At 42.2% G+C, this 19,566-nt stretch carries 35 protein-coding genes; all 35 read right to left on the bottom strand.

Features of this window, described 5'->3' with window-relative positions; all coding sequences use genetic code 11:
- Positions 1–799: 799 nt before the first annotated feature.
- The 35 genes from rpsI to rpsJ all read right to left on the bottom strand — a co-directional run bounded on the left by rpsI (position 800) and on the right by rpsJ (position 19,500).
- Positions 800–1,192, bottom strand: a complete 393-nt coding sequence (rpsI, locus tag CSV72_RS11025; protein ID WP_085131997.1) for a 30S ribosomal protein S9 — start codon at positions 1,190–1,192, stop codon at positions 800–802.
- 19 nt (positions 1,193–1,211) lie between these two features.
- Positions 1,212–1,649, bottom strand: coding sequence for a 50S ribosomal protein L13 (gene rplM, locus CSV72_RS11020; RefSeq protein WP_029053249.1), 438 nt, complete (start codon positions 1,647–1,649; stop codon positions 1,212–1,214).
- A gap of 174 nt (positions 1,650–1,823) precedes the next feature.
- Positions 1,824–2,561: a tRNA pseudouridine(38-40) synthase TruA gene (gene truA / locus CSV72_RS11015; protein ID WP_099678376.1), complete on the bottom strand. Its 738-nt coding sequence runs from the start codon at positions 2,559–2,561 to the stop codon at positions 1,824–1,826.
- Positions 2,562–2,566: 5 nt separating this feature from the next.
- Positions 2,567–3,364, bottom strand: a complete 798-nt coding sequence (locus CSV72_RS11010) for an energy-coupling factor transporter transmembrane component T family protein (protein WP_099633811.1) — start codon at positions 3,362–3,364, stop codon at positions 2,567–2,569.
- Positions 3,358–4,233, bottom strand: coding sequence for an energy-coupling factor ABC transporter ATP-binding protein (locus CSV72_RS11005; protein WP_099678371.1), 876 nt, complete (start codon positions 4,231–4,233; stop codon positions 3,358–3,360). Before CSV72_RS11005 ends, CSV72_RS11010 begins: the two co-directional genes overlap by 7 nt.
- Positions 4,209–5,066 (bottom strand): energy-coupling factor ABC transporter ATP-binding protein, encoded by an 858-nt coding sequence (locus tag CSV72_RS11000; RefSeq protein ID WP_099633809.1) that lies wholly within the window; start codon positions 5,064–5,066, stop codon positions 4,209–4,211. The genes CSV72_RS11005 and CSV72_RS11000 overlap by 25 nt, the downstream gene beginning before the upstream one ends.
- A 276-nt stretch (positions 5,067–5,342) precedes the next feature.
- On the bottom strand, positions 5,343–5,723 hold the full coding sequence (rplQ, locus tag CSV72_RS10995) for a 50S ribosomal protein L17 (protein ID WP_099633808.1): 381 nt from the start codon (positions 5,721–5,723) through the stop codon (positions 5,343–5,345).
- Positions 5,724–5,753: 30 nt separating this feature from the next.
- Positions 5,754–6,698 carry a DNA-directed RNA polymerase subunit alpha gene (locus tag CSV72_RS10990; RefSeq protein WP_099633807.1) on the bottom strand — a complete coding sequence of 315 codons (945 nt, stop codon included), beginning with the start codon at positions 6,696–6,698 and terminating at the stop codon, positions 5,754–5,756.
- A 123-nt stretch (positions 6,699–6,821) separates the two neighbouring features.
- Positions 6,822–7,211, bottom strand: coding sequence for a 30S ribosomal protein S11 (gene rpsK, locus CSV72_RS10985; protein WP_009499031.1), 390 nt, complete (start codon positions 7,209–7,211; stop codon positions 6,822–6,824).
- Positions 7,212–7,236: 25 nt separating this feature from the next.
- Positions 7,237–7,602, bottom strand: coding sequence for a 30S ribosomal protein S13 (gene rpsM, locus CSV72_RS10980; protein WP_085132003.1), 366 nt, complete (start codon positions 7,600–7,602; stop codon positions 7,237–7,239).
- A 24-nt stretch (positions 7,603–7,626) separates the two neighbouring features.
- The gene (rpmJ, locus tag CSV72_RS10975; protein WP_076758849.1) at positions 7,627–7,740 is read right to left on the bottom strand and encodes a 50S ribosomal protein L36; all 114 of its coding nucleotides are present in this window, start codon (positions 7,738–7,740) and stop codon (positions 7,627–7,629) included.
- 39 nt (positions 7,741–7,779) lie between these two features.
- On the bottom strand, positions 7,780–7,998 hold the full coding sequence (gene infA, locus CSV72_RS10970; protein ID WP_029053257.1) for a translation initiation factor IF-1: 219 nt from the start codon (positions 7,996–7,998) through the stop codon (positions 7,780–7,782).
- A gap of 345 nt (positions 7,999–8,343) precedes the next feature.
- Positions 8,344–8,997, bottom strand: a complete 654-nt coding sequence (locus tag CSV72_RS10965) for an adenylate kinase (protein WP_099633806.1) — start codon at positions 8,995–8,997, stop codon at positions 8,344–8,346.
- A 46-nt stretch (positions 8,998–9,043) separates the two neighbouring features.
- Positions 9,044–10,336 carry a preprotein translocase subunit SecY gene (gene secY / locus CSV72_RS10960; RefSeq protein WP_099630544.1) on the bottom strand — a complete coding sequence of 431 codons (1,293 nt, stop codon included), beginning with the start codon at positions 10,334–10,336 and terminating at the stop codon, positions 9,044–9,046.
- Positions 10,336–10,776, bottom strand: a complete 441-nt coding sequence (gene rplO, locus CSV72_RS10955; protein ID WP_083034249.1) for a 50S ribosomal protein L15 — start codon at positions 10,774–10,776, stop codon at positions 10,336–10,338. Before rplO ends, secY begins: the two co-directional genes overlap by 1 nt.
- A 32-nt stretch (positions 10,777–10,808) precedes the next feature.
- Complete coding sequence (gene rpmD / locus CSV72_RS10950; RefSeq protein ID WP_083034250.1) at positions 10,809–10,991, bottom strand: 50S ribosomal protein L30; 183 nt, start codon at positions 10,989–10,991, stop codon at positions 10,809–10,811.
- Between the two features lie 13 nt (positions 10,992–11,004).
- Positions 11,005–11,505, bottom strand: coding sequence for a 30S ribosomal protein S5 (gene rpsE / locus CSV72_RS10945; RefSeq protein WP_083034251.1), 501 nt, complete (start codon positions 11,503–11,505; stop codon positions 11,005–11,007).
- A 21-nt stretch (positions 11,506–11,526) separates the two neighbouring features.
- Complete coding sequence (gene rplR, locus CSV72_RS10940) at positions 11,527–11,889, bottom strand: 50S ribosomal protein L18 (protein ID WP_029053263.1); 363 nt, start codon at positions 11,887–11,889, stop codon at positions 11,527–11,529.
- A gap of 33 nt (positions 11,890–11,922) precedes the next feature.
- Complete coding sequence (gene rplF, locus CSV72_RS10935; RefSeq protein WP_099633805.1) at positions 11,923–12,462, bottom strand: 50S ribosomal protein L6; 540 nt, start codon at positions 12,460–12,462, stop codon at positions 11,923–11,925.
- Between the two features lie 30 nt (positions 12,463–12,492).
- Entirely contained in the window at positions 12,493–12,891 is a 399-nt protein-coding gene (rpsH, locus tag CSV72_RS10930; RefSeq protein WP_029053265.1) for a 30S ribosomal protein S8, read from the bottom strand.
- A 30-nt stretch (positions 12,892–12,921) separates the two neighbouring features.
- Positions 12,922–13,107: a type Z 30S ribosomal protein S14 gene (locus CSV72_RS10925; RefSeq protein WP_008298870.1), complete on the bottom strand. Its 186-nt coding sequence runs from the start codon at positions 13,105–13,107 to the stop codon at positions 12,922–12,924.
- A 20-nt stretch (positions 13,108–13,127) separates the two neighbouring features.
- A complete protein-coding gene (gene rplE / locus CSV72_RS10920) occupies positions 13,128–13,667 on the bottom strand; it encodes a 50S ribosomal protein L5 (protein ID WP_029053266.1) in 540 nt (179 codons plus the stop codon).
- Between the two features lie 27 nt (positions 13,668–13,694).
- The gene (gene rplX / locus CSV72_RS10915) at positions 13,695–14,006 is read right to left on the bottom strand and encodes a 50S ribosomal protein L24 (RefSeq protein ID WP_029053267.1); all 312 of its coding nucleotides are present in this window, start codon (positions 14,004–14,006) and stop codon (positions 13,695–13,697) included.
- Positions 14,007–14,041: 35 nt separating this feature from the next.
- On the bottom strand, positions 14,042–14,410 hold the full coding sequence (gene rplN / locus CSV72_RS10910; RefSeq protein WP_081243203.1) for a 50S ribosomal protein L14: 369 nt from the start codon (positions 14,408–14,410) through the stop codon (positions 14,042–14,044).
- Between the two features lie 38 nt (positions 14,411–14,448).
- The gene (gene rpsQ / locus CSV72_RS10905; RefSeq protein ID WP_029053269.1) at positions 14,449–14,712 is read right to left on the bottom strand and encodes a 30S ribosomal protein S17; all 264 of its coding nucleotides are present in this window, start codon (positions 14,710–14,712) and stop codon (positions 14,449–14,451) included.
- A 17-nt stretch (positions 14,713–14,729) separates the two neighbouring features.
- Entirely contained in the window at positions 14,730–14,930 is a 201-nt protein-coding gene (gene rpmC / locus CSV72_RS10900; RefSeq protein ID WP_025783856.1) for a 50S ribosomal protein L29, read from the bottom strand.
- On the bottom strand, positions 14,920–15,354 hold the full coding sequence (rplP, locus tag CSV72_RS10895) for a 50S ribosomal protein L16 (protein ID WP_099633804.1): 435 nt from the start codon (positions 15,352–15,354) through the stop codon (positions 14,920–14,922). The genes rpmC and rplP overlap by 11 nt, the downstream gene beginning before the upstream one ends.
- 1 nt (position 15,355) lies before the next feature.
- Positions 15,356–16,018: a 30S ribosomal protein S3 gene (gene rpsC / locus CSV72_RS10890; RefSeq protein WP_029053271.1), complete on the bottom strand. Its 663-nt coding sequence runs from the start codon at positions 16,016–16,018 to the stop codon at positions 15,356–15,358.
- A 3-nt stretch (positions 16,019–16,021) separates the two neighbouring features.
- On the bottom strand, positions 16,022–16,366 hold the full coding sequence (gene rplV, locus CSV72_RS10885; protein WP_037561627.1) for a 50S ribosomal protein L22: 345 nt from the start codon (positions 16,364–16,366) through the stop codon (positions 16,022–16,024).
- Between the two features lie 20 nt (positions 16,367–16,386).
- Positions 16,387–16,665: a 30S ribosomal protein S19 gene (gene rpsS, locus CSV72_RS10880; RefSeq protein ID WP_085132011.1), complete on the bottom strand. Its 279-nt coding sequence runs from the start codon at positions 16,663–16,665 to the stop codon at positions 16,387–16,389.
- Between the two features lie 60 nt (positions 16,666–16,725).
- The gene (gene rplB / locus CSV72_RS10875; protein WP_099633803.1) at positions 16,726–17,556 is read right to left on the bottom strand and encodes a 50S ribosomal protein L2; all 831 of its coding nucleotides are present in this window, start codon (positions 17,554–17,556) and stop codon (positions 16,726–16,728) included.
- A 33-nt stretch (positions 17,557–17,589) separates the two neighbouring features.
- Complete coding sequence (gene rplW / locus CSV72_RS10870) at positions 17,590–17,877, bottom strand: 50S ribosomal protein L23 (RefSeq protein ID WP_099633802.1); 288 nt, start codon at positions 17,875–17,877, stop codon at positions 17,590–17,592.
- Complete coding sequence (rplD, locus tag CSV72_RS10865) at positions 17,877–18,500, bottom strand: 50S ribosomal protein L4 (RefSeq protein WP_099678370.1); 624 nt, start codon at positions 18,498–18,500, stop codon at positions 17,877–17,879. The genes rplW and rplD overlap by 1 nt, the downstream gene beginning before the upstream one ends.
- A 25-nt stretch (positions 18,501–18,525) precedes the next feature.
- Positions 18,526–19,155 (bottom strand): 50S ribosomal protein L3, encoded by a 630-nt coding sequence (gene rplC / locus CSV72_RS10860; RefSeq protein WP_085427464.1) that lies wholly within the window; start codon positions 19,153–19,155, stop codon positions 18,526–18,528.
- Positions 19,156–19,191: 36 nt separating this feature from the next.
- The gene (gene rpsJ / locus CSV72_RS10855; RefSeq protein ID WP_085427465.1) at positions 19,192–19,500 is read right to left on the bottom strand and encodes a 30S ribosomal protein S10; all 309 of its coding nucleotides are present in this window, start codon (positions 19,498–19,500) and stop codon (positions 19,192–19,194) included.
- Positions 19,501–19,566: the final 66 nt, after the last annotated feature.

The following is a 19,566-nucleotide window of genomic DNA, read 5'->3' as shown; positions in this document are numbered from 1 at the left end:
GTAGGTTGACTCAAAATGAGATCATAGGGTTCTTGTTAAATTTCAATCAAATTCCTAGAAAAGTACTTAATTTCAATACGCCCTTTGAGGTATTCATGAGTTATCTGACGCGTTCGACTTGATTTGACAATTTACCATGTAATTAAAACCACCGAACATTCTATAAAGTATAAAAATTCACATTAGCCTAGGATACTCTTTCAATTGCTCCACACATTTTTATTCACACAATTCAATTGAACTAAAGCAAGTCTGAATAGAAAAGTGCAACTTGTCACAGTTTACCCAAATGCAAGTTAGCATAAACGTTGACCGCATAACACTACGCAGACAAAAAAATACTGTTAGCGGCAGGATTATATTGTCTGTCAAATTGTCTCTGAATTTGAATCACATGATAAGTTAACATTTTTTAGTAAATGGTCTAGTCGCAGTTGATTCGTTAATGACTCATTACATCAGGGGGTGATCCGTGAGCCTCTCAAATAGCTAAAACAACTGGAAATGAAGGGTGGTCTACTTTCTTTATCACAAACTTTTAGAAAGTGTTTTGGAGTTACTGCTACTAATTTATTGTACAGTTTCTCAGTGAAGATTCAAGTGTTCCCGCTTACATAAGGGGGCTGGCAAGATATCTACTCATAAAAGTACAACATGTACTGATTTCATTTTAGATAACATGCTGAGATCTCCTATTACTATATTGCGCCTACAGGAGGTCACACATTATAGGTAACTCATGCTAGACGCAAAAAAACCCTTCTCATAAAGTAATGAGAAGAGCTTTTGAAAAAACAAATTAACGTTTTGAGAACTGAGGTGCACGACGAGCGCCGCGAAGACCTGGTTTCTTACGTTCCTTCATACGTGGATCACGTGTTAGGAATCCTGCTGATTTAAGTGCTGCACGGAAATCAGGATCTACAGTAAGCAATGCACGAGCAACGCCGTGACGGATTGCGCCTGCTTGACCAGTATAACCTCCACCGTTAACGTTAACGTGGATATCGTAGCTTCCAAGTGTTTCCGTTGTAACTAGTGGTTGTTTAATGATTTCACGAAGTGTTTCGAATGGTACGTAGTCCTCTACGTCACGATTATTGACGACAATTTTGCCTTCGCCAGGAATTAGACGTACACGAGCTACTGAACTTTTACGACGGCCAGTGCCGATATATTGTACTTGTGCCAAGTGGGTTTCCTCCTCTTAATTAACCGCGAAGCTCAAAAGCTTCTGGTTTTTGTGCTGCATGCTGATGTTCTGGACCAGCAAATACGTGTAATTTCTTGATAGTTTGACGACCTAGAGGACCGTTTGGAAGCATTCCTTTAATCGCAAGTTCAAGCATTTTCACAGGGTAGTTAGTACGCATTTCAAGAGCAGTACGTGACTTGATGCTACCTGTGTAACCAGAGTGACGGTAGTACATTTTATCTTTTAATTTGTTACCAGTCAATTGGATTTTTTCAGCGTTGATAATGATAACGTGATCACCTGTATCAACATGTGGTGTAAACGTTGGTTTATGTTTACCGCGTAAAAGAGTTGCAACTTCTGAAGCAAGACGACCAAGCGTTTGTCCTTCAGCGTCGACAACTAGCCATTTACGTTCGACTTCGTGACCTTTAGCCATGAATGTTGTGCGCATATTGTATTTCCTCCTAAAATATCAAATCTGTTCCCTTGTTTTCTCTATCCCTAAACACAAATAAACTTCCGGGGCTTGTTTGTGGGGTTATTGAAATACCATTTATCATGTTATACTTTATTTCCAATAAAGTCAAGCGTTTTTATGAATACACCAGGATTAGTTGCCATGGGCTTAATAGGTAACCTCTAGTAAGTACAAACCGTGTGCTGCCGCTGTCTTCCCTGCCCTTTGACGATCTTTCGCCTCGAGAATTTTTTGGACATCTTCCGGCTCGTCCCAACCAATGCCAACCGCCAGCAAAGCACCTGCAATCGTGCGGACCATATTGTAAAGAAATCCATCACCTTCCACTTCAAGTATCAGTTCATCCCCAAGACGTTCTAGTGTTAGTTTTCGGATCGTGCGAACTTTATTCGAAGTAGCTGTCTTCGCCGAACAGAAACTTGTGAAATCATGAGTGCCGATTAAATAGGCGGCGCCTGCATTCATTCGTTCCACATCCGGATTCCATCTACCTAAATGGACGGCAAAGTTACGCTCGAATGGACTTTGCAATTCTCCATAGGACCATTTATAACGATATGTTTTACCTTTTGCACCGTAACGAGCGTGGAAATCTTTAGACACTTGTTCAATCGCAGTTATGCGTACGTCCTTAGGTAACAGTACATTCAATGCCATCAGCCAGCGATCACCTAAATCAAGAGGTGTGTCAAAATGAATGACTTGACCAAGTGCATGAACACCTGCATCCGTTCGCCCGCTTGCTACAGCATGTGATGAAGGATCTTTATGCAATTTCACAAGCGCCTTATCGATTTCTGCTTGAACCGTACGCATGCCTGGCTGAGATTGATAGCCAGCAAAATTTGTCCCGTCATACGAAACAGTCGCTTTCATTCGTTTCAATTGATTCACTTCCTCACCCACAGCAATACACCTACCAATAGCACAAAAGCGATCAAGACAGCAGTATCCCTCATTTGCCAAGATAGCTGGCGGAACCTTGTGCGACCTTCCCCGCCACGGTAGCCACGCACTTCCATCGCAATCGCTAAATCTTCCGCACGCTTAAATGCACTAACAAATAACGGTACCAGCAATGGAATAACTGCCTGCACCCGTTCTTTGATGGTACCGGTACTTAAATCAGACCCTCTCGCTAGTTGTGCCTTTAATATTTTATCTGTTTCGTCCATTAGAGTTGGAATGAATCGTAGAGAAATGGACATCATCAATGCCAATTCATGTACGGGTAATTTAAGCTTTTTAAAAGGATTGAGCAACGTTTCCAACCCATCCGTAATCGAGATCGGTGAAGTTGTTAACGTCAATACGGTCGTAATCAGCACGAGGACCAAGAACCGGATAGATATAAATATACCCATTCGCAATCCTTCTTCATATATTTTGATAAACTTCCACTCAAATATAATGGGACCTTCACGTGTGAAGAAAATATGTAATAGGAGAGTAAAAATGATCAAAAAGATGACCGGTTTTAACCCGTTGATCAAAAAGTAAGGTCTGATTCTGGCAAGCGCAATGACAAATGCCGTGAATCCAAGCAAAATGGAATAGGACACTACGTTATTAGCCAAGAACACTGCTACGACAAACAGAAAGACAAAGAGCAATTTGGAACGCGGATCCATACGATGCACAATGGAAGTACCAGGAATAAAACGGCCAATAATCATTTTTTCTAACATGGCCGCTCCTCATTTCTCGCAATGGCTTTTGCTAACTCTTGTGCCAATACGTCTTCCGTTAGTGCAATGCGATCAAAACGCTGCCCACTCATCTTTTCTATCTCTCGCTGAAAACGCACGGAACGCGGTACGCTGAGTCGAAATGAAAGAAGTTCCTCTTCCAGACTATATATATCTTCAGGCGTCCCTTCCATTACAGCTGTCCCCTCATGCATTACAAGGATCCGATCACTATAGCGTGCGGCATCTTCCATACTATGTGTAACGAGGATAGTCGTTAAATTCTCTGTTATGTGCAGATGGTGGAATAACTCCATGATCTCCTTTCGACCTTTGGGGTCCAACCCCGCTGTCGGCTCGTCAAGGACCAGCACAGATGGTTTGAATGCAAGCACACCTGCAATCGCAACACGTCGCATTTGACCTCCTGACAGCTCAAAAGGAGACTTCTGCAGTACATCCTCTGGTAGACCTAAAAGTTTCACTAGTTCATGTGCGCGAGCTCTTGCTACCTCTTTCGACACGCCAAAATTTATAGGACCGAACATGATATCTTTTTCAACTGTTTCTTCAAATAACTGATGTTCAGGGAACTGAAACACAATTCCTACTTGATGTCGAACTTCCTTCATCTTCTTACCTTTGGTCTGTGCTGTAATCATCGTGTCACCAATTTTGACTATACCTTCAGACGGCTTTAGCAATCCATTCAAATGTAGCAATAAGGTCGATTTCCCCGAGCCCGTATGACCAATGATTGACGTATAAGAGCCGGAAGGAATCGTAGCTGTCACGTCCTGCAAGGCACGTTTCTCAAAGGGTGAATCTTTAGCGTATAAGTATCCTACTTGCTGAAGTGATATGTCCACAATTCATTCACCAACTCTTCTTCTGTCATATGATTGCCTTGCAACTCTACACCAGCTGTTCTTAATAATTCAGAAACACGTAAAGCAAACGGCAGATCGAGCCCGACTTTTTCTAGCTCAGTACCTCGCTGAAAGATTTCCTGCGGTGAACCTACCATCAATACTTGTCCTTCATTCATAACCAATATACGATCTGCTAATAACACTTCTTCCAAGTCATGCGTAATGGATAACACAGTCAAGCCGATTTCAGAACGTAACTTCTTGACGATTTCAATTACTTCTTCCCGTCCCTGAGGATCCAGCATGGAAGTAGCTTCATCTAAAATAAGTAATTCAGGGTGCAAAGCTAATGCGCCTGCAATCGCTACACGCTGCTTCTGACCGCCTGAGAGATGATGGGGCTCATGATTGATGTAATCCGTCATCTTAACCTGTTCCAGAGCCTCATGAACCCGTTTAACCATCATTTCATGTGGTACACCGTTGTTTTCAAGTGCAAATGCTACATCATCCTGCACAGTTGAACCGACGAACTGATTATCAGGGTTTTGAAACACAATACCCATACGCGAACGTGTTTCCCAAAGATTCTCTTCTGATAGTCTTTCCGAGAAGAGATGTACTTCGCCTGATGAAGGAAACATTAAGCCAATCAACAACTTGGCTAACGTCGACTTACCAGAACCATTATGTCCTACAACTGCCAGCCATTCTCCTTCATACAAGGTGAAAGATACATCAGTTAATGCTTTAGTTGACACAGTAGAAGATTCCTCTTCCTCCATATCGTAAGAAAACTCCACCTGGTGCATCGACGCTATTTCCTTCATCTGGACTCCTCCTCTTAGGTGGTGGTATGGATCAATAAACATCTTATGTAATCAATTATTCTTATGTATAAAAAAAAAGCGCGTACCTCATCTAAGGAATGCGCCTTTGAAAACGAAAATGCCGGGTGCTCATGCCGACATCTCAGATGAGGTACGTAGAGCTAGACCAGTCGATTTCTCGCGGATCATAACACTCAGCTTTTATGTCGTATAAATCTCGTACTTGTAATAAGAGGGTGTGCTGTGCGTGACAGACACACCCTCGAAGTGTTGGAATTACACCAGTTCGATAATAACTACTGGTGCGCCATCGCCACGGCGAGGTCCCATTTTCATTATACGTGTATAACCGCCTTGGCGATCTGCATAACGTGGTGCTACTGTATCAAAAAGTTTTTGAAGTGCAAACACTGTTGCTTCTTCGCCTTCTGCGTTTTCAACAGTCACCGTTTCACGACGAATATATTCAGCCGCTTGACGACGTGCATGAAGATCTCCACGTTTTCCAAGAGTGATCATCTTTTCAACTACTTTACGTAATTCTTTCGCACGTGTTTCAGTTGTTTGGATGCGCTCATGAATAATTAGATCTGTCGTTAAGTCGCGAAGCATTGCTTTACGTTGTGAACTTGTGCGTCCAAGTTTTCTGTATCCCATTTGAAGTTACCCTCCTTCAATATATGTCAGTTATTCTTCAGAGCGTAACTCGAGGTTTAGCTCATCCAATTTAGCCTTCACTTCTTCAAGTGATTTACGGCCTAAGTTTCGCACTTTCATCATTTCGTCTTCAGACTTGTTAGCAAGTTCTAAAACAGTATTGATGCCTGCACGCTTCAAGCAGTTATAAGATCGGACAGAAAGATCAAGTTCTTCGATCGTCATTTCCAAAACTTTTTCTTTTTGGTCTTCTTCTTTTTCTACCATGATTTCTGCAGTTTGTGCTTCGTCAGTCATACCAACGAATATATTCAAATGCTCTGTAAGAATTTTAGCTCCAAGTGATACTGCCTCTTTAGGACCAATGCTTCCATCTGTCCATACATCGAGTGTCAACTTATCAAAGTTGGTACTTTGTCCGACGCGAGTGTTTTCAACTTGGAAGTTAACGCGTGATACAGGAGTGTAAATCGAGTCGATTGGAATCACACCAATCGCTAGATCCTCACGTTTGTTTTGATCGGAAGGAACATATCCGCGTCCACGTACAGCATACATACGCATACGTAAATGTCCATTTTTACCGAGAGTAGCAATCGGGAGATCTGGATTTAATACTTCAACATCACTATCATGTGTGATGTCTGCAGCTGTCACGACGCCTTCACCCTTCACATCGATCTCAATAACTTTCTCATCATCTGAGTAAATTTTGAGTGCTAGTTTCTTCACATTCAAAATAACTGTAGATACGTCTTCGACGACACCCTCAATTGTAGCGAATTCATGAAGTACACCATCGATTTGAATAGATGTCACAGCAGCTCCTGGTAATGAAGACAAGAGAATGCGGCGCAAGGAATTCCCTAGGGTATTTCCATATCCACGCTCTAACGGTTCGATAATAAACTTACCAAACTGTAAATCTTCGCCGATCGTTACTGTTTCAATCTTTGGTTTCTCAATCTCGATCATTAATTTACCCTCCTCAAAACGTCTCAATATTGGTTTAACCTTATTGAATTCACTGATAATAGATAGTCTATTTCAACAGTATTAACAAAAATTGTCTTTCTTAATCCAATAGATTCAAACCGATTATACGCGACGACGTTTTGGCGGGCGACAACCATTGTGTGGAACTGGAGTTACGTCTCTGATTGCAGTAACTTCAAGTCCAGCGGCTTGTAGTGAACGGATAGCCGCTTCACGACCAGCACCTGGGCCTTTAACTGTTACTTCCAATGATTTCAAACCGTGTTCCATTGCTGTTTTTGCTGCTGTTTCAGCAGCCATTTGTGCAGCAAATGGAGTGGATTTACGGGAACCTCTAAAGCCAAGTGCACCAGCGCTAGACCATGAAAGTGCATTACCGTGGCTATCCGTGATAGTTACGATAGTGTTATTGAACGTTGAACGGATATGTGCAATACCAGTTTCAATATTCTTTTTTACACGACGTTTACGAGTTTGTTGTTTACGTGCCATGTTGGAAAGAACCCTCCTTTACCTATTATTTTTTCTTGTTAGCCATTGTGCGTTTAGGACCCTTACGCGTACGTGCATTGTTTTTCGTGTTTTGTCCACGAACAGGCAATCCACGACGGTGACGGATTCCACGGTTACTACCGATTTCCATCAAACGCTTGATATTTAGAGAAGTTTCACGACGAAGATCTCCTTCTACTTTCAAGCCGTCAATTTGTTCACGAATCTTATCAAGTTCAGCGTCAGTTAAATCACGAACGCGAGTCTCTTGAGAAACATCAGCTGCAGTTAAAATTGATTGTGCAGTTGTTTTACCAATACCGAATATATATGTCAATGAAATGACAACGCGCTTATCGCGCGGAACGTCTACACCAGCAATACGTGCCATATAAGTTGTGCACCTCCTTGTGTTTTAGCCTTGTCTTTGTTTGTGCTTTGGATTTTCACAGATTACCATTACTCGGCCGCGTCTACGAATAACTTTACATTTTTCGCAGATCGGTTTTACAGATGGTCTTACTTTCATCCTACCCAACCTCCTTCAATATTTCGGGAGTGCAAAAGTTTATTTGAAACGGTATGTGATACGACCACGTGTTAAATCGTAAGGTGAAAGTTCCAATGTCACCTTGTCGCCTGGCAGAATACGAATAAAGTGCATACGAATTTTACCTGACACGTGTGCAAGCACAGTATGTCCGTTTTCTAACTCCACTTTAAACATCGCATTCGGCAACGTTTCAAGAACAGTTCCTTCTACCTCAATTACGTCGTCCTTCGCCATCAATCCTGTCTCCCTTCTATATCCAATAAAGGCTTTCACCATCGAGCGGCATCAGTTGCCTTCAAAAGGCTTCCTTCAACATATGTCCAGTTAGCATGAGTGATGTTCGAAAGACGTCTGCCACATTTCGCTGTTTCGCATAAATTGCGAATGAGATCCTTTATTGCCCTCATCGCAGAGCCAATTATTTATTATACTGCCATTGGCAATATAATGCATGTCGGAACTACCAAGGTATTAATGATAAACTCTCATTGATCTTATAACAGGAACTTAAAGCTTTTGCAGTTCGTTTTCATCCATTACTTTCCGAACAATGATGAAGACGTGCCCGAAAAGGATTGATTACTTTTTATCTTGTTGCAAAATTGCATCCAAGTCCTTGAATACAAGATTAATGTCCTGTTGACCATTAATTTTAGTCAATACACCTTTTTCGCCATAAAAGTCGAGTAAAGGAGCTGTCTGATTCATATTTACTTCCAGACGATTCATGACAGTTTCCGGATTATCATCTGCACGCTGGTAAAGTTCGCCGCCATCCTTATCACACACGTCTTCGACCTTTGGCGGGTTGAAGATTAAGTGATATGAAGTGCCACACACTTTACAAATACGCCGACCAGATAATCTTGCAACTAATTCTTCCGTATCGACTTCGATGTCCAATACGTACTCAATGCTTTTTCCTAAGTCCTTAAGTAAAGCATCTAGTGCTTCAGCTTGAGGAACTGTTCTAGGGAAGCCATCAAGCAGGAATCCATTGTCACAATCCGATTTGCTTAAACGCTCACGCACGATACCAATGGTAACTTCATCAGGAACTAATGCTCCTTGATCCATGAACGATTTTGCTTTAACTCCAAGTTCCGTGCCATCTTTGATGGCAGCACGGAACATATCGCCTGTAGAAATATGAGGGATTCCGTACTTCTCGACAATTTTGTCTGCTTGTGTACCTTTACCAGCGCCAGGCAGACCCATTAATACGATATTCATACGTCCTTGCCCTCCATTTGTTTACAATAGGTCAGGCTATTGCTTTTTATTTCATAAAGCCTCTGTAATGTCTCTTCACTAATTGTGATTCTAATTGCTTCATCGATTCAAGGGCAACCCCTACTACGATGAGCAAGCTCGTTCCGCCGATTTGAGCAGATTGAGGCAAATTAGCCAAATTGATGAAGAAGATTGGCATAACCGCAACGACGGCAAGGAAAATCGAGCCGACGAACGTTAGTCTATACAGAGTACTTGTTAAGTACTTTTGAGTGTTTGCTCCTGGGCGAATTCCTGGGATATATGCACCTTGTTTTTTCAGATTGTCTGCCATATTTTCTGGATTCACTTGAATGAATGCATAGAAATACGTAAACGCGATAATAAGTGTTACATACAAAATCATACCAATCGGATTCGTATAATCGAAGATCCGAATAATAGTTTTAGTTACACTGTTCTCACCGAAAAACGGAGCGATTTGTTGTGGCGTGATGAAGAATGCCACCGCAAAGATTACCGGGATAACTCCTGCAGCATTCAATTTCAAAGGTAAATGTGTTTGTTGACTTGCAACAGACTGATTACGTCCTGATACACGTTTCGCATATTGAATCGGAATTTTCCGCAATGCTTCTTGGAAATAAATAACTCCGACTACAATGGCTACAATCACGATCAGTAGTAAGACCATCGTTGCAATTCTAATAAATAGTGCATCTCCAGCGTCTTGAATTTGCGTTACATACAACTGGTTAACAGCATTCGGAATGCCGGCAACAATCCCTGCAAAGATAATGATGGAAATACCATTCCCAACACCTTTTGCAGTAATTTGTTCACCAAGCCATAGAAGGAAAGCTGTACCTGCAGTCAACACAATCGCAATTGTGATATAAGTGGATATGCTGTTGTCTTGAATCAGTGTGCCGCCAAATGTTTGGTTGAAACCAAACGACATGGCAAGTGCTTGAATAAAGGCAAGAACAATCGTGAAATATCTTGTGAATTGTGCAAGTTTACGTCTTCCGACGTCCCCTTGTTTTGACCACTCAGTAAACTTTGGAACAACATCCATCTGCAAGAGTTGTACAATGATGGACGCCGTGATATACGGCATAATCCCCATTGCAAAGATCGAGAAGTTGGATAGCGCTCCTCCACCAAATGTGTTCAAGAATCCGATAAACTGGTTATCAGATTGTTGTAAAGCAGTTGCATCAACGTTTGGAACCGGAACAAATGTCCCTAGTCTAAAAACGATGAGCACTAGGAGGGTGAAAATTATTTTAGACCGGATCTCCTTCACACGCATGAAATTAGAGATTGTCTGAAACATTATACCACCTCTGTTTGCCCGCCTGCTTTTTCAATTGCTTCTTTTGCAGAAGCGGAGAATTTGTTAGCACGTACTGTAATCTTCTTATCAAGTGTTCCGTTACCCAGAATCTTGATACCAGATTTAGCATTGCTTACAACACCAGTTTCGATTAGCAATTCCGGTGTTACTTCCGTGCCTTCTTCGAAACGATTTAATGTGTCGAGATTAACGATGGCATAATCTTTACGATTGATGTTCGTGAATCCGCGCTTAGGAAGTCGTTGGAAAAGAGGAATTTGTCCACCTTCGAAACCAAGACGTACACCACCGCCTGAACGAGCGTTTTGGCCGTCATGACCTCTACCAGAAGTCTTACCTGTTCCAGATCCAATCCCACGACCAACACGTTTGCGGTTTCTGCGAGATCCTTCAGCTGGTTTTAGCTCATGTAATTTCATCTTATCGGCACCTCCTTATTGTAAAATAGTACTTAAATTTCTTTAACGGTTACCAAGTGGCTTACTTTTGTGAGCATACCACGGATGGCATCGTTGCTTTGATGCTCAACTGTTTGATTTAACTTTCGAAGGCCTAATGCTTCAATTGTTTTACGTTGTGTTGGTTTTGAACCAATAACACTTTTCGTAAGGGTGACTTCAAGTTTGTTCGTCATTGTATTTCCCCCCTTAACCTAACAGTTCTTCTACGGATTTACCACGCAATTTGGCAATGTCTTCTGCGCGTTTCAAATTCTGCAACCCTTCGATTGTTGCACGTACCATATTGATTGGTGTGCTTGATCCAAGAGATTTAGAAAGAATATCCGTGATGCCTGCAAGTTCAAGTACCGCACGGACAGGTCCACCTGCGATAACACCAGTACCCGGAGCAGCTGGTTTGATGAGGATTTGTCCTGCACCAAAGCGTCCGATTACTTCATGTGGAGTTGTACCTTTGACCATTGGCACTACAATTAAGTTTTTCTTCGCATCTTCAATTGCTTTACGGATTGCATCTGGAACTTCTTGTGCTTTACCAGTACCAAAACCGACACGACCGTTTTTATCTCCGACTACGACAAGTGCAGTGAAGCGGAAACGACGTCCACCTTTTACAACTTTCGCAACGCGGTTGATCGTTACTACGCGTTCTTCGAACTCACTTTTGTTCTGATCATTACGACGCATGAAATATGTCCCTCCCTCTTATTAAAATTCCAGACCATTTTCGCGTGCAGCGTCAGCTAATGCTTTTACACGGCCGTGGAAAAGATATCCGCCGCGGTCGAATACAACCGCTTTAACGTCTTTTTCAACAGCTTTCTTTGCAATAAGCTCGCCGACTTTAGCTGCAGATTCAGTGTTACCTGTAGATCCAGCCTCAACATCATTATCTCTTGTAGAAGCGCTAACGATTGTTACGCCATTCAAGTCATCAATCAATTGTGCATAGATGTGCTTGTTTGAACGGTAAACGTTTAGACGTGGACGCTCTGCAGTTCCGCTGATTTTCGTACGCACACGTGCGTGACGTTTTTTACGGACAGCGTTTTTATCTTGTTTCGTGATCATCGGAGTCACTCCTTCCAAATACCTCGGGCGGTATTATTTACCTGTTTTACCTTCTTTACGACGAACAATTTCGCCTTCATAACGGATACCTTTGCCTTTATACGGCTCTGGTGGACGTACTTGACGGATATTAGAAGCAAGAGCACCTACGTGTTCTTTGTTGTAACCGCGAACGATGATTTTCGTGTTCGCTGGAACTTCAACTTCTACACCCTCTTCTGGTGTGAATTCAACTGGATGCGAGTAACCTACGTTCAATACAAGTTTCTTCCCTTGCATAGAAGCACGATATCCAACCCCAACTAATTCAAGTGTGCGTTCAAATCCTGTAGATACTCCCACTACCATGTTGTTAAGAACAGAGCGTGTAGTACCGTGAATTGAACGGTGAGCTTTTGATTCAGAAGGACGAGTAAATGTAATTACATTACCTTCGTGAGTGATCGTAATTTCTTTATCTAATTGTCTCGAAAGTTCACCTTTCGGACCTTTAACAGTAGCGAAGTTTGCATCTGAAATTGTTACAGTAACATTTTCAGGAACTTCGATCTGACGATTACCAATACGGGACATTCTATTGCACCTCCATTCAATTGTAGCTAATTACCAAACGTAAGCGACGACTTCTCCGCCGACTTGTTTAGCGCGGGCTTCTTTGTCTGTTAATACACCGTTTGATGTAGAAACTAGTGCAACACCTAAGCCGTTAAGTACTTTAGGAACTTCATTTGATTTAGCATATACACGAAGTCCTGGTTTAGAAATACGTTTCAAGCCATTGATAACACGTTCGTTATCTTGACCGTATTTTAGGAAAATGCGGATGATGCCTTGTTTGTTATCTTCCACGTATTCCACATCACGAACGAAACCTTCTCGTTTTAAGATCTCGGCGATTTCTTTCTTTACGTTTGAAGCAGGTACCTCAAGCTTCTCGTGGCGAACCATGTTCGCATTACGGATGCGTGTAAGCATATCTGCAATCGGATCACTCATTGTCATTTGAATTAACCTCCTTCCCTAATTAGGGGTTTACCAGCTGGCTTTTTTAACGCCAGGAAGTTGTCCCTTGTATGCAAGTTCGCGGAAACAAATACGGCAAAGTTTAAATTTGCGATATACTGAATGTGGACGACCACAACGTTCGCAGCGTGTATATTCTTGTACTTTGTACTTTGGCGTACGTTTCTGTTTAGCGATCATAGATTTCTTAGCCACGTTTTCGCCTCCCTATTATTTTACTTTTGGAATGGCATGCCACACTGAGCAAGCAACTCACGTGCTTCTTCATCAGTGTTAGCTGTCGTCACGATGACGATATCCATCCCTCGTACTTTTGATACTTTATCGAAGTCAATTTCAGGGAAAATAAGTTGCTCTTTCACACCTAGAGTGTAGTTACCGCGACCGTCAAACGCTTTTTTAGAAACGCCACGGAAGTCACGTACACGTGGTAATGAGATTGAAACTAATTTATCTAGGAATTCGTACATGCGCTCACCGCGAAGCGTTACTTTTGCTCCGATCGGCATTCCTTCACGTAAACGGAATCCTGCGATAGATTTTTTCGCTTTAGTAATGACTGGTTTTTGACCTGAAATAGTTGCAAGATCCTCAACAGCTGCATCAAGTGCTTTTGTATTTTGGACAGCATCACCAACACCCATGTTGATAACGATTTTATCTACTTTAGGAACCTGCATAACAGATGTATATTCAAACTTGCTCATTAGAGCAGGTGTGATTTCTTTAGAAAACTTCTCTTTCAAACGACTCATCAGTCGGACCTCCCTTCAATGCAATACTTACTTATCCAATGATTCACCGGATTTTTTTGCAATACGTACTTTTTTACCGTCTTCCATCTTGTAACCTACACGAGTCGGCTCGCCTGTTTTAGGATCGATTACCATCACGTTTGAGACATGTATTGTAGACTCTTGGCTTACAATTCCGCCCTGTGGGTTTTCTTGGTTCGGCTTTGTGTGTTTCTTGACGATATTAATACCTTCAACAAGCACACGGTCTTTTTTCGGATAAGCAGTTAGGATCACACCTGTTTTGCCTTTATCTTTCCCAGAGATCACCATTACTTTGTCGCCTTTTTTAACGTGCATTTATCGCACCTCCTTGACTGGCTCTGTCATTAGAATTAAAGAACTTCTGGAGCAAGTGAAATGATTTTCATGAAGTTGTTGTCGCGTAGTTCGCGAGCAACTGGTCCGAAAATACGTGTTCCACGTGGCCCTTTATCATCACGGATAATAACGCAAGCATTCTCATCGAATGTAATGTATGAACCGTCTTTACGACGAACTCCACTTTTCGTACGAACGATGACCGCTTTAACAACGTCACCCTTCTTAACAACGCCACCTGGTGTTGCCTTCTTAACCGTAACAACAACTACGTCACCGATGTTAGCTACTTTACGACCTGATCCGCCTAGTACTTTAATAGTTAGTACTTCACGTGCACCAGAGTTGTCAGCAACTTTCATTCTACTTTCCTGTTGAATCATCGAGGTTACCTCCTTCCGAAATCTGAGTTAAAAACCTATTAGATGATGATCGCTTTTTCAACGACTTCTAGAAGACGGAAACGCTTAGTTGCTGATAATGGACGAGTTTCCATAATACGTACAACATCGCCGATTTTCGCTTCGTTTAGCTCATCATGAACTTTAAGTTTCTTAGAATACTTTACACGCTTACCGTATAAAGAATGTTTTTTGTATGTTTCTACCATTACCGTAACGGTTTTATCCATTTTATCGGAAACCACTCGGCCTGTGTATACTTTGCGCTGATTACGCTCAGTCATGGCTGCAACCTCCTTCATCAGTTATTTGCACTGATTTCTCTTTGTCGTATTACAGTTTTCATGCGCGCAATCGATTTGCGTACTTCACGGATGCGTGCAGTGTTTTCTAATTGACCTGTCGCTAACTGGAAGCGAAGGTTGAAAAGCTCTTCTTTAAGTGATTTCACTTTTTGCTCGATCTCTGCAGTTGTTAAGTCACGAATTTCATTAGCTTTCATTAGACTCACCACCAATTTCTTGTCGTTTTACAAACTTGCTTGTTACAGGAAGTTTGTGCGATGCAAGTCTAAGTGCCTCACGAGCAACCTCTTCTGAAACACCTGCAATTTCGAACATTACTCTACCAGGTTTCACAACTGCAACCCAGCCTTCTACAGCACCTTTACCGGAACCCATCCGGACTTCTAGAGGCTTTTTAGTATATGGTTTGTGCGGGAAAATATTGATCCATACTTTACCGCCACGTTTCATGTAACGAGTCATAGCAATACGAGCAGATTCAATCTGACGGTTAGTAATCCAACTTGCTTCTAGTGACTGAAGACCATACTCACCAAATTGAACTGTAGCGCCACCTTTTGTTTCACCACGCATTTTCCCACGGAATACACGACGATGTTTTACACGTTTAGGCATTAACATATTATTTGCCTCCTTCCCCAGAGTTCTTCTTAACTTTTACTGGAAGGACTTCACCACGATAAATCCATACCTTTACGCCAAGCTTACCATAAGTAGTATCAGCTTCAGCATGTGCATAATCTATATCTGCACGTAATGTATGAAGAGGGACAGTTCCTTCACTATAGTGTTCTGCACGAGCGATATCAGCACCGCCGAGACGACCAGACACTTGTGTTTTAATTCCTTTTGCGCCAGAACGAATAGTACGTTGAATCGCTTGTTTCTGAGCACGACGGAATGATACACGACTTTCTAATTGACGAGCGATTGATTCTGCGACTAATCTCGCATCCAAATCAGCACGCTTAATTTCTACGATGTTGATGTGTACACGCTTGCCTGTAATTTCGTTAAGTTGCTTACGAAGTGTTTCTACTTCGGAACCACCCTTACCGATAACCATACCTGGCTTTGCAGTGTGGATTGTAATGTTAACACGCTTAGCAGCACGCTCAATTTCAACTTTTGAAACTGAAGCTTCGATAAGACGTTTTTCGATGTATTCACGGATCTTTAAGTCTTCATGTAGTAAGGACGCATAATCTTTTTCCGCGTACCATTTTGAGTCCCAGTCACGGATGACGCCTACACGTAGTCCATTAGGATGTACTTTTTGGCCCACTAATTACCCCTCCTTCTTTTCAGATACCACTAATGTGATGTGGCTTGTACGTTTGTTGATCGCACTCGCACGACCTTGTGCACGTGGACGGAAACGTTTCATTGTTGGTCCTTCATCTACGAATACTTCACTGACGATTAAGTTCTCAGTATCCATTTCGTAGTTATGTTCAGCGTTTGCAATTGCTGATTTCAATAATTTTTCCACGACTGGAGATGCCGCTTTAGGCGTAAGTCGTAGAATAGCCATAGCTTCACCTATATTCTTGCCGCGGATAAGATCAACGACCAAACGAACTTTGCGAGAAGCAATACGGACTGTACGTACAGATGCTTTAGCTTGTTGCATCAGGATAACCTCCTCTCAAATTAGCGTTTTGTTTTCTTATCGTCGGCACCATGGCCTCTGTATGTGCGTGTAGGTACGAATTCACCTAGTTTGTGACCTACCATATCTTCTGTTACATAAACAGGAACATGTTTACGTCCATCATATACTGCAATCGTCAATCCGATGAATGTCGGGAAGATTGTTGAACGGCGTGACCATGTTTTAATAACCTGTTTCTTTTCTGAGTCTTTTTGTGCGTCAACCTTTTTTAGTAAATGGTCATCTGCAAAAGGTCCTTTTTTCAAGCTGCGGCCCATTCTGGAACCTCCTTCCGAGTATGTACTACGGTCCATCTACTGAACCGCAGTGCAATAACATTATTTTTTACGACGGCGAACGATAAGTTTATCTGATTTATTGTTCTTCGTACGTGTCTTGAATCCAAGAGTTGGTTTACCCCAAGGAGTAACAGGACTTGGCATACCGATTGGCGTACGTCCTTCACCACCACCGTGTGGGTGATCGTTAGGGTTCATTACAGATCCACGTACACTTGGGCGTTTGCCTAACCAACGTGAACGACCTGCTTTACCAATGTTGATCAATTCGTGTTGTTCGTTACCAACTTGACCGATTGTAGCACGGCAAGTAGCAAGGATCATACGAACTTCTCCTGATTGTAGACGAATGATGACATATTTGCCTTCACGTCCTAGTAGTTGAGCTGAAGTTCCTGCTGAACGAACTAATTGTCCGCCTTTGCCTGGCTTCATTTCAATGTTGTGAATCGTGGAACCCATAGGGATATTCTCTAGTGGTAGAGCATTTCCTACGCGGATATCCGCTTCTGGTCCTGAAACGATTGTGGAACCTACTGTCAATCCTTTTGGAGCAAGGATATATCTTTTTTCTCCATCTGCATAATTGATTAATGCGATGTTTGCAGAACGGTTTGGATCATATTCGATCGTAGCAACGCGTCCTGGAATGCCATCTTTCCGACGTTGGAAATCGATGACGCGGTATTGGCGCTTGTGTCCTCCACCTTGGTGACGAACTGTCATTCTACCTTGGTTGTTACGTCCGCCTTTACGCTTGACTGGTTCAAGCAATGATTTTTCTGGTTTGCTTACTGTGATTTCTGCAAAATCAGAAGTAGTCATGTTACGACGTCCGTTGGAGGTAGCTTTGTACTTCTTAATCGCCATTTTGTGTTCCCTCCTTCATTTATTATGGTTTAATTACATTTCAAAAAGTTCGATATCTTTGGAATCAGTAGTTAGTGTAACAATTGCCTTACGACGCTTGTTTGTATAACCAGCATGTTTCCCCATACGCTTGAACTTACCTTTGTAGTTCATAACGTTGACTTTTGCTACTTCAACACCGAAGATTTCTTCGATAGCTTGTTTGACGTGAGTTTTGCTCGCGCGTGTATCGACTTCGAATGTATATTTTCTTAAATCTTCCATTTGTTCAGAAGAACGCTCGGTAATGACCGGACGTTTCAGAATATCACGTGCTTCCATTAACCAAGCACCTCCTCGACTTTTTCTATTGCTGCTTTTGTCATAACAAGCTGATCATGTCCGACTAAGTCTAAAACATTGATGCCACTTGCTGTAACAACACTGATTCCTCGAAGATTTTGAGCAGATAATGCTACTGTTTCTTCTTGGTCAGCTGTAACGAATAATGCTTTCTTCGTGATTGAAAGATCTTCAAGCACTTGTACAAAGCTTTTCGTTTTTGGTGCGTCAAATGCTAAGTTGTCTAGAACGATTAGTTCTTCAGCTGCTACTTTCGTAGAAAGAGCGGATAGAAGTGCTAAACGACGAACTTTCTTAGGCATTTTATAGCTGTAACTACGTGGTGATGGACCGAATACGATACCGCCTCCACGCCATTGTGGTGATCTGATCGAACCTTGACGAGCACGACCTGTACCCTTTTGACGCCACGGCTTACGACCGCCGCCTGCTACTTCCGCGCGAGTTTTAACCTTGTGGTTACCCTGACGTAAAGAAGCTTGTTGTTGAACAATTGCTTCAAATAATACTGCTTGATTTGGCTCGATTCCGAAGATCGCATCGTTTAATTCGATGTCACCAACAGCAGAGCCTGTTTGACTTACTACAGATACTTTAGGCATTCCTGTTTCCTCCTTCCTGTTTTACTCAGTTCCCTTTGATTGCGCTTCTCACTTGTACAAGTGATTTACGTGCTCCAGGAACGTTACCTTTTACTAATATCAAGTTGCGCTCTAGATCAACTCGTACGATTTCAACGTTTTGGATCGTGATGGTTTTGCCACCCATACGTCCAGGTAGTTTTTTGCCTTTGAATACGCGTTGTGCATCAACTGCTCCAAGTGAACCTGGTGCGCGATGGAAACGTGATCCGTGAGACATAGGTCCGCGTGAGTAACCGTGACGCTTGATAACCCCTTGGAAACCTTTACCTTTTGATTTTGCTGTAATGTCTACTACTTCGCCTTCTGCGAATGTATCGACTTTGACTTCCTGACCAACTTCGTATGCACTAACGTCAGCTCCGCGAACTTCGCGAATGAAGCGCTTAGGTGCAGTGTTAGCTTTTGCAACGTGGCCTTGTTCTGGCTTGTTTGAAAGCTTTTCACGTTTATCATCAAATCCTAGTTGGATTGACTCGTAGCCGTCTGTCTCGATTGTCTTCTTTTGAAGTACAACGTTTGGAGTAGCTTCAATCACTGTTACTGGGATTAGATCGCCGTTTTCAGCAAATACTTGCGTCATTCCGACTTTTCTTCCTAAGATTCCTTTGGTCATTAGTCACACCTCCTGTAATATTGTTTAATTTATGTTTTATAGTTTAATTTCGATGTCGACGCCTGATGGTAAATCAAGCTTCATTAGTGCATCCACCGTTTGTGGTGTTGGATTCACAATATCGATTAAACGTTTGTGCGTACGCATTTCAAATTGCTCACGTGAATCTTTGTATACGTGAACAGCACGCAATACCGTGTAAACTGATCTTTCAGTTGGCAACGGAATTGGACCTGAAACACTAGCTCCAGAACGTTTAGCCGTTTCAACAATCTTTTCAGCTGACTGATCGATCATTCTGTGATCGTAAGCTTTCAATCTAATACGAATCTTTTGTTTTGCCATTATTTTCCCTCCCTTTCGCCTATTTTCTAGACAATTCTCCACGAAAATTTTCCTTACACGCGCCAT

The organism is Sporosarcina sp. P20a, assembly GCF_002743175.1.
GTDB lineage: Bacteria > Bacillota > Bacilli > Bacillales_A > Planococcaceae > Sporosarcina.
Note: the sequence above shows the minus strand (reverse complement) of the source record. Positions and strands in the feature narration are given on the sequence as shown.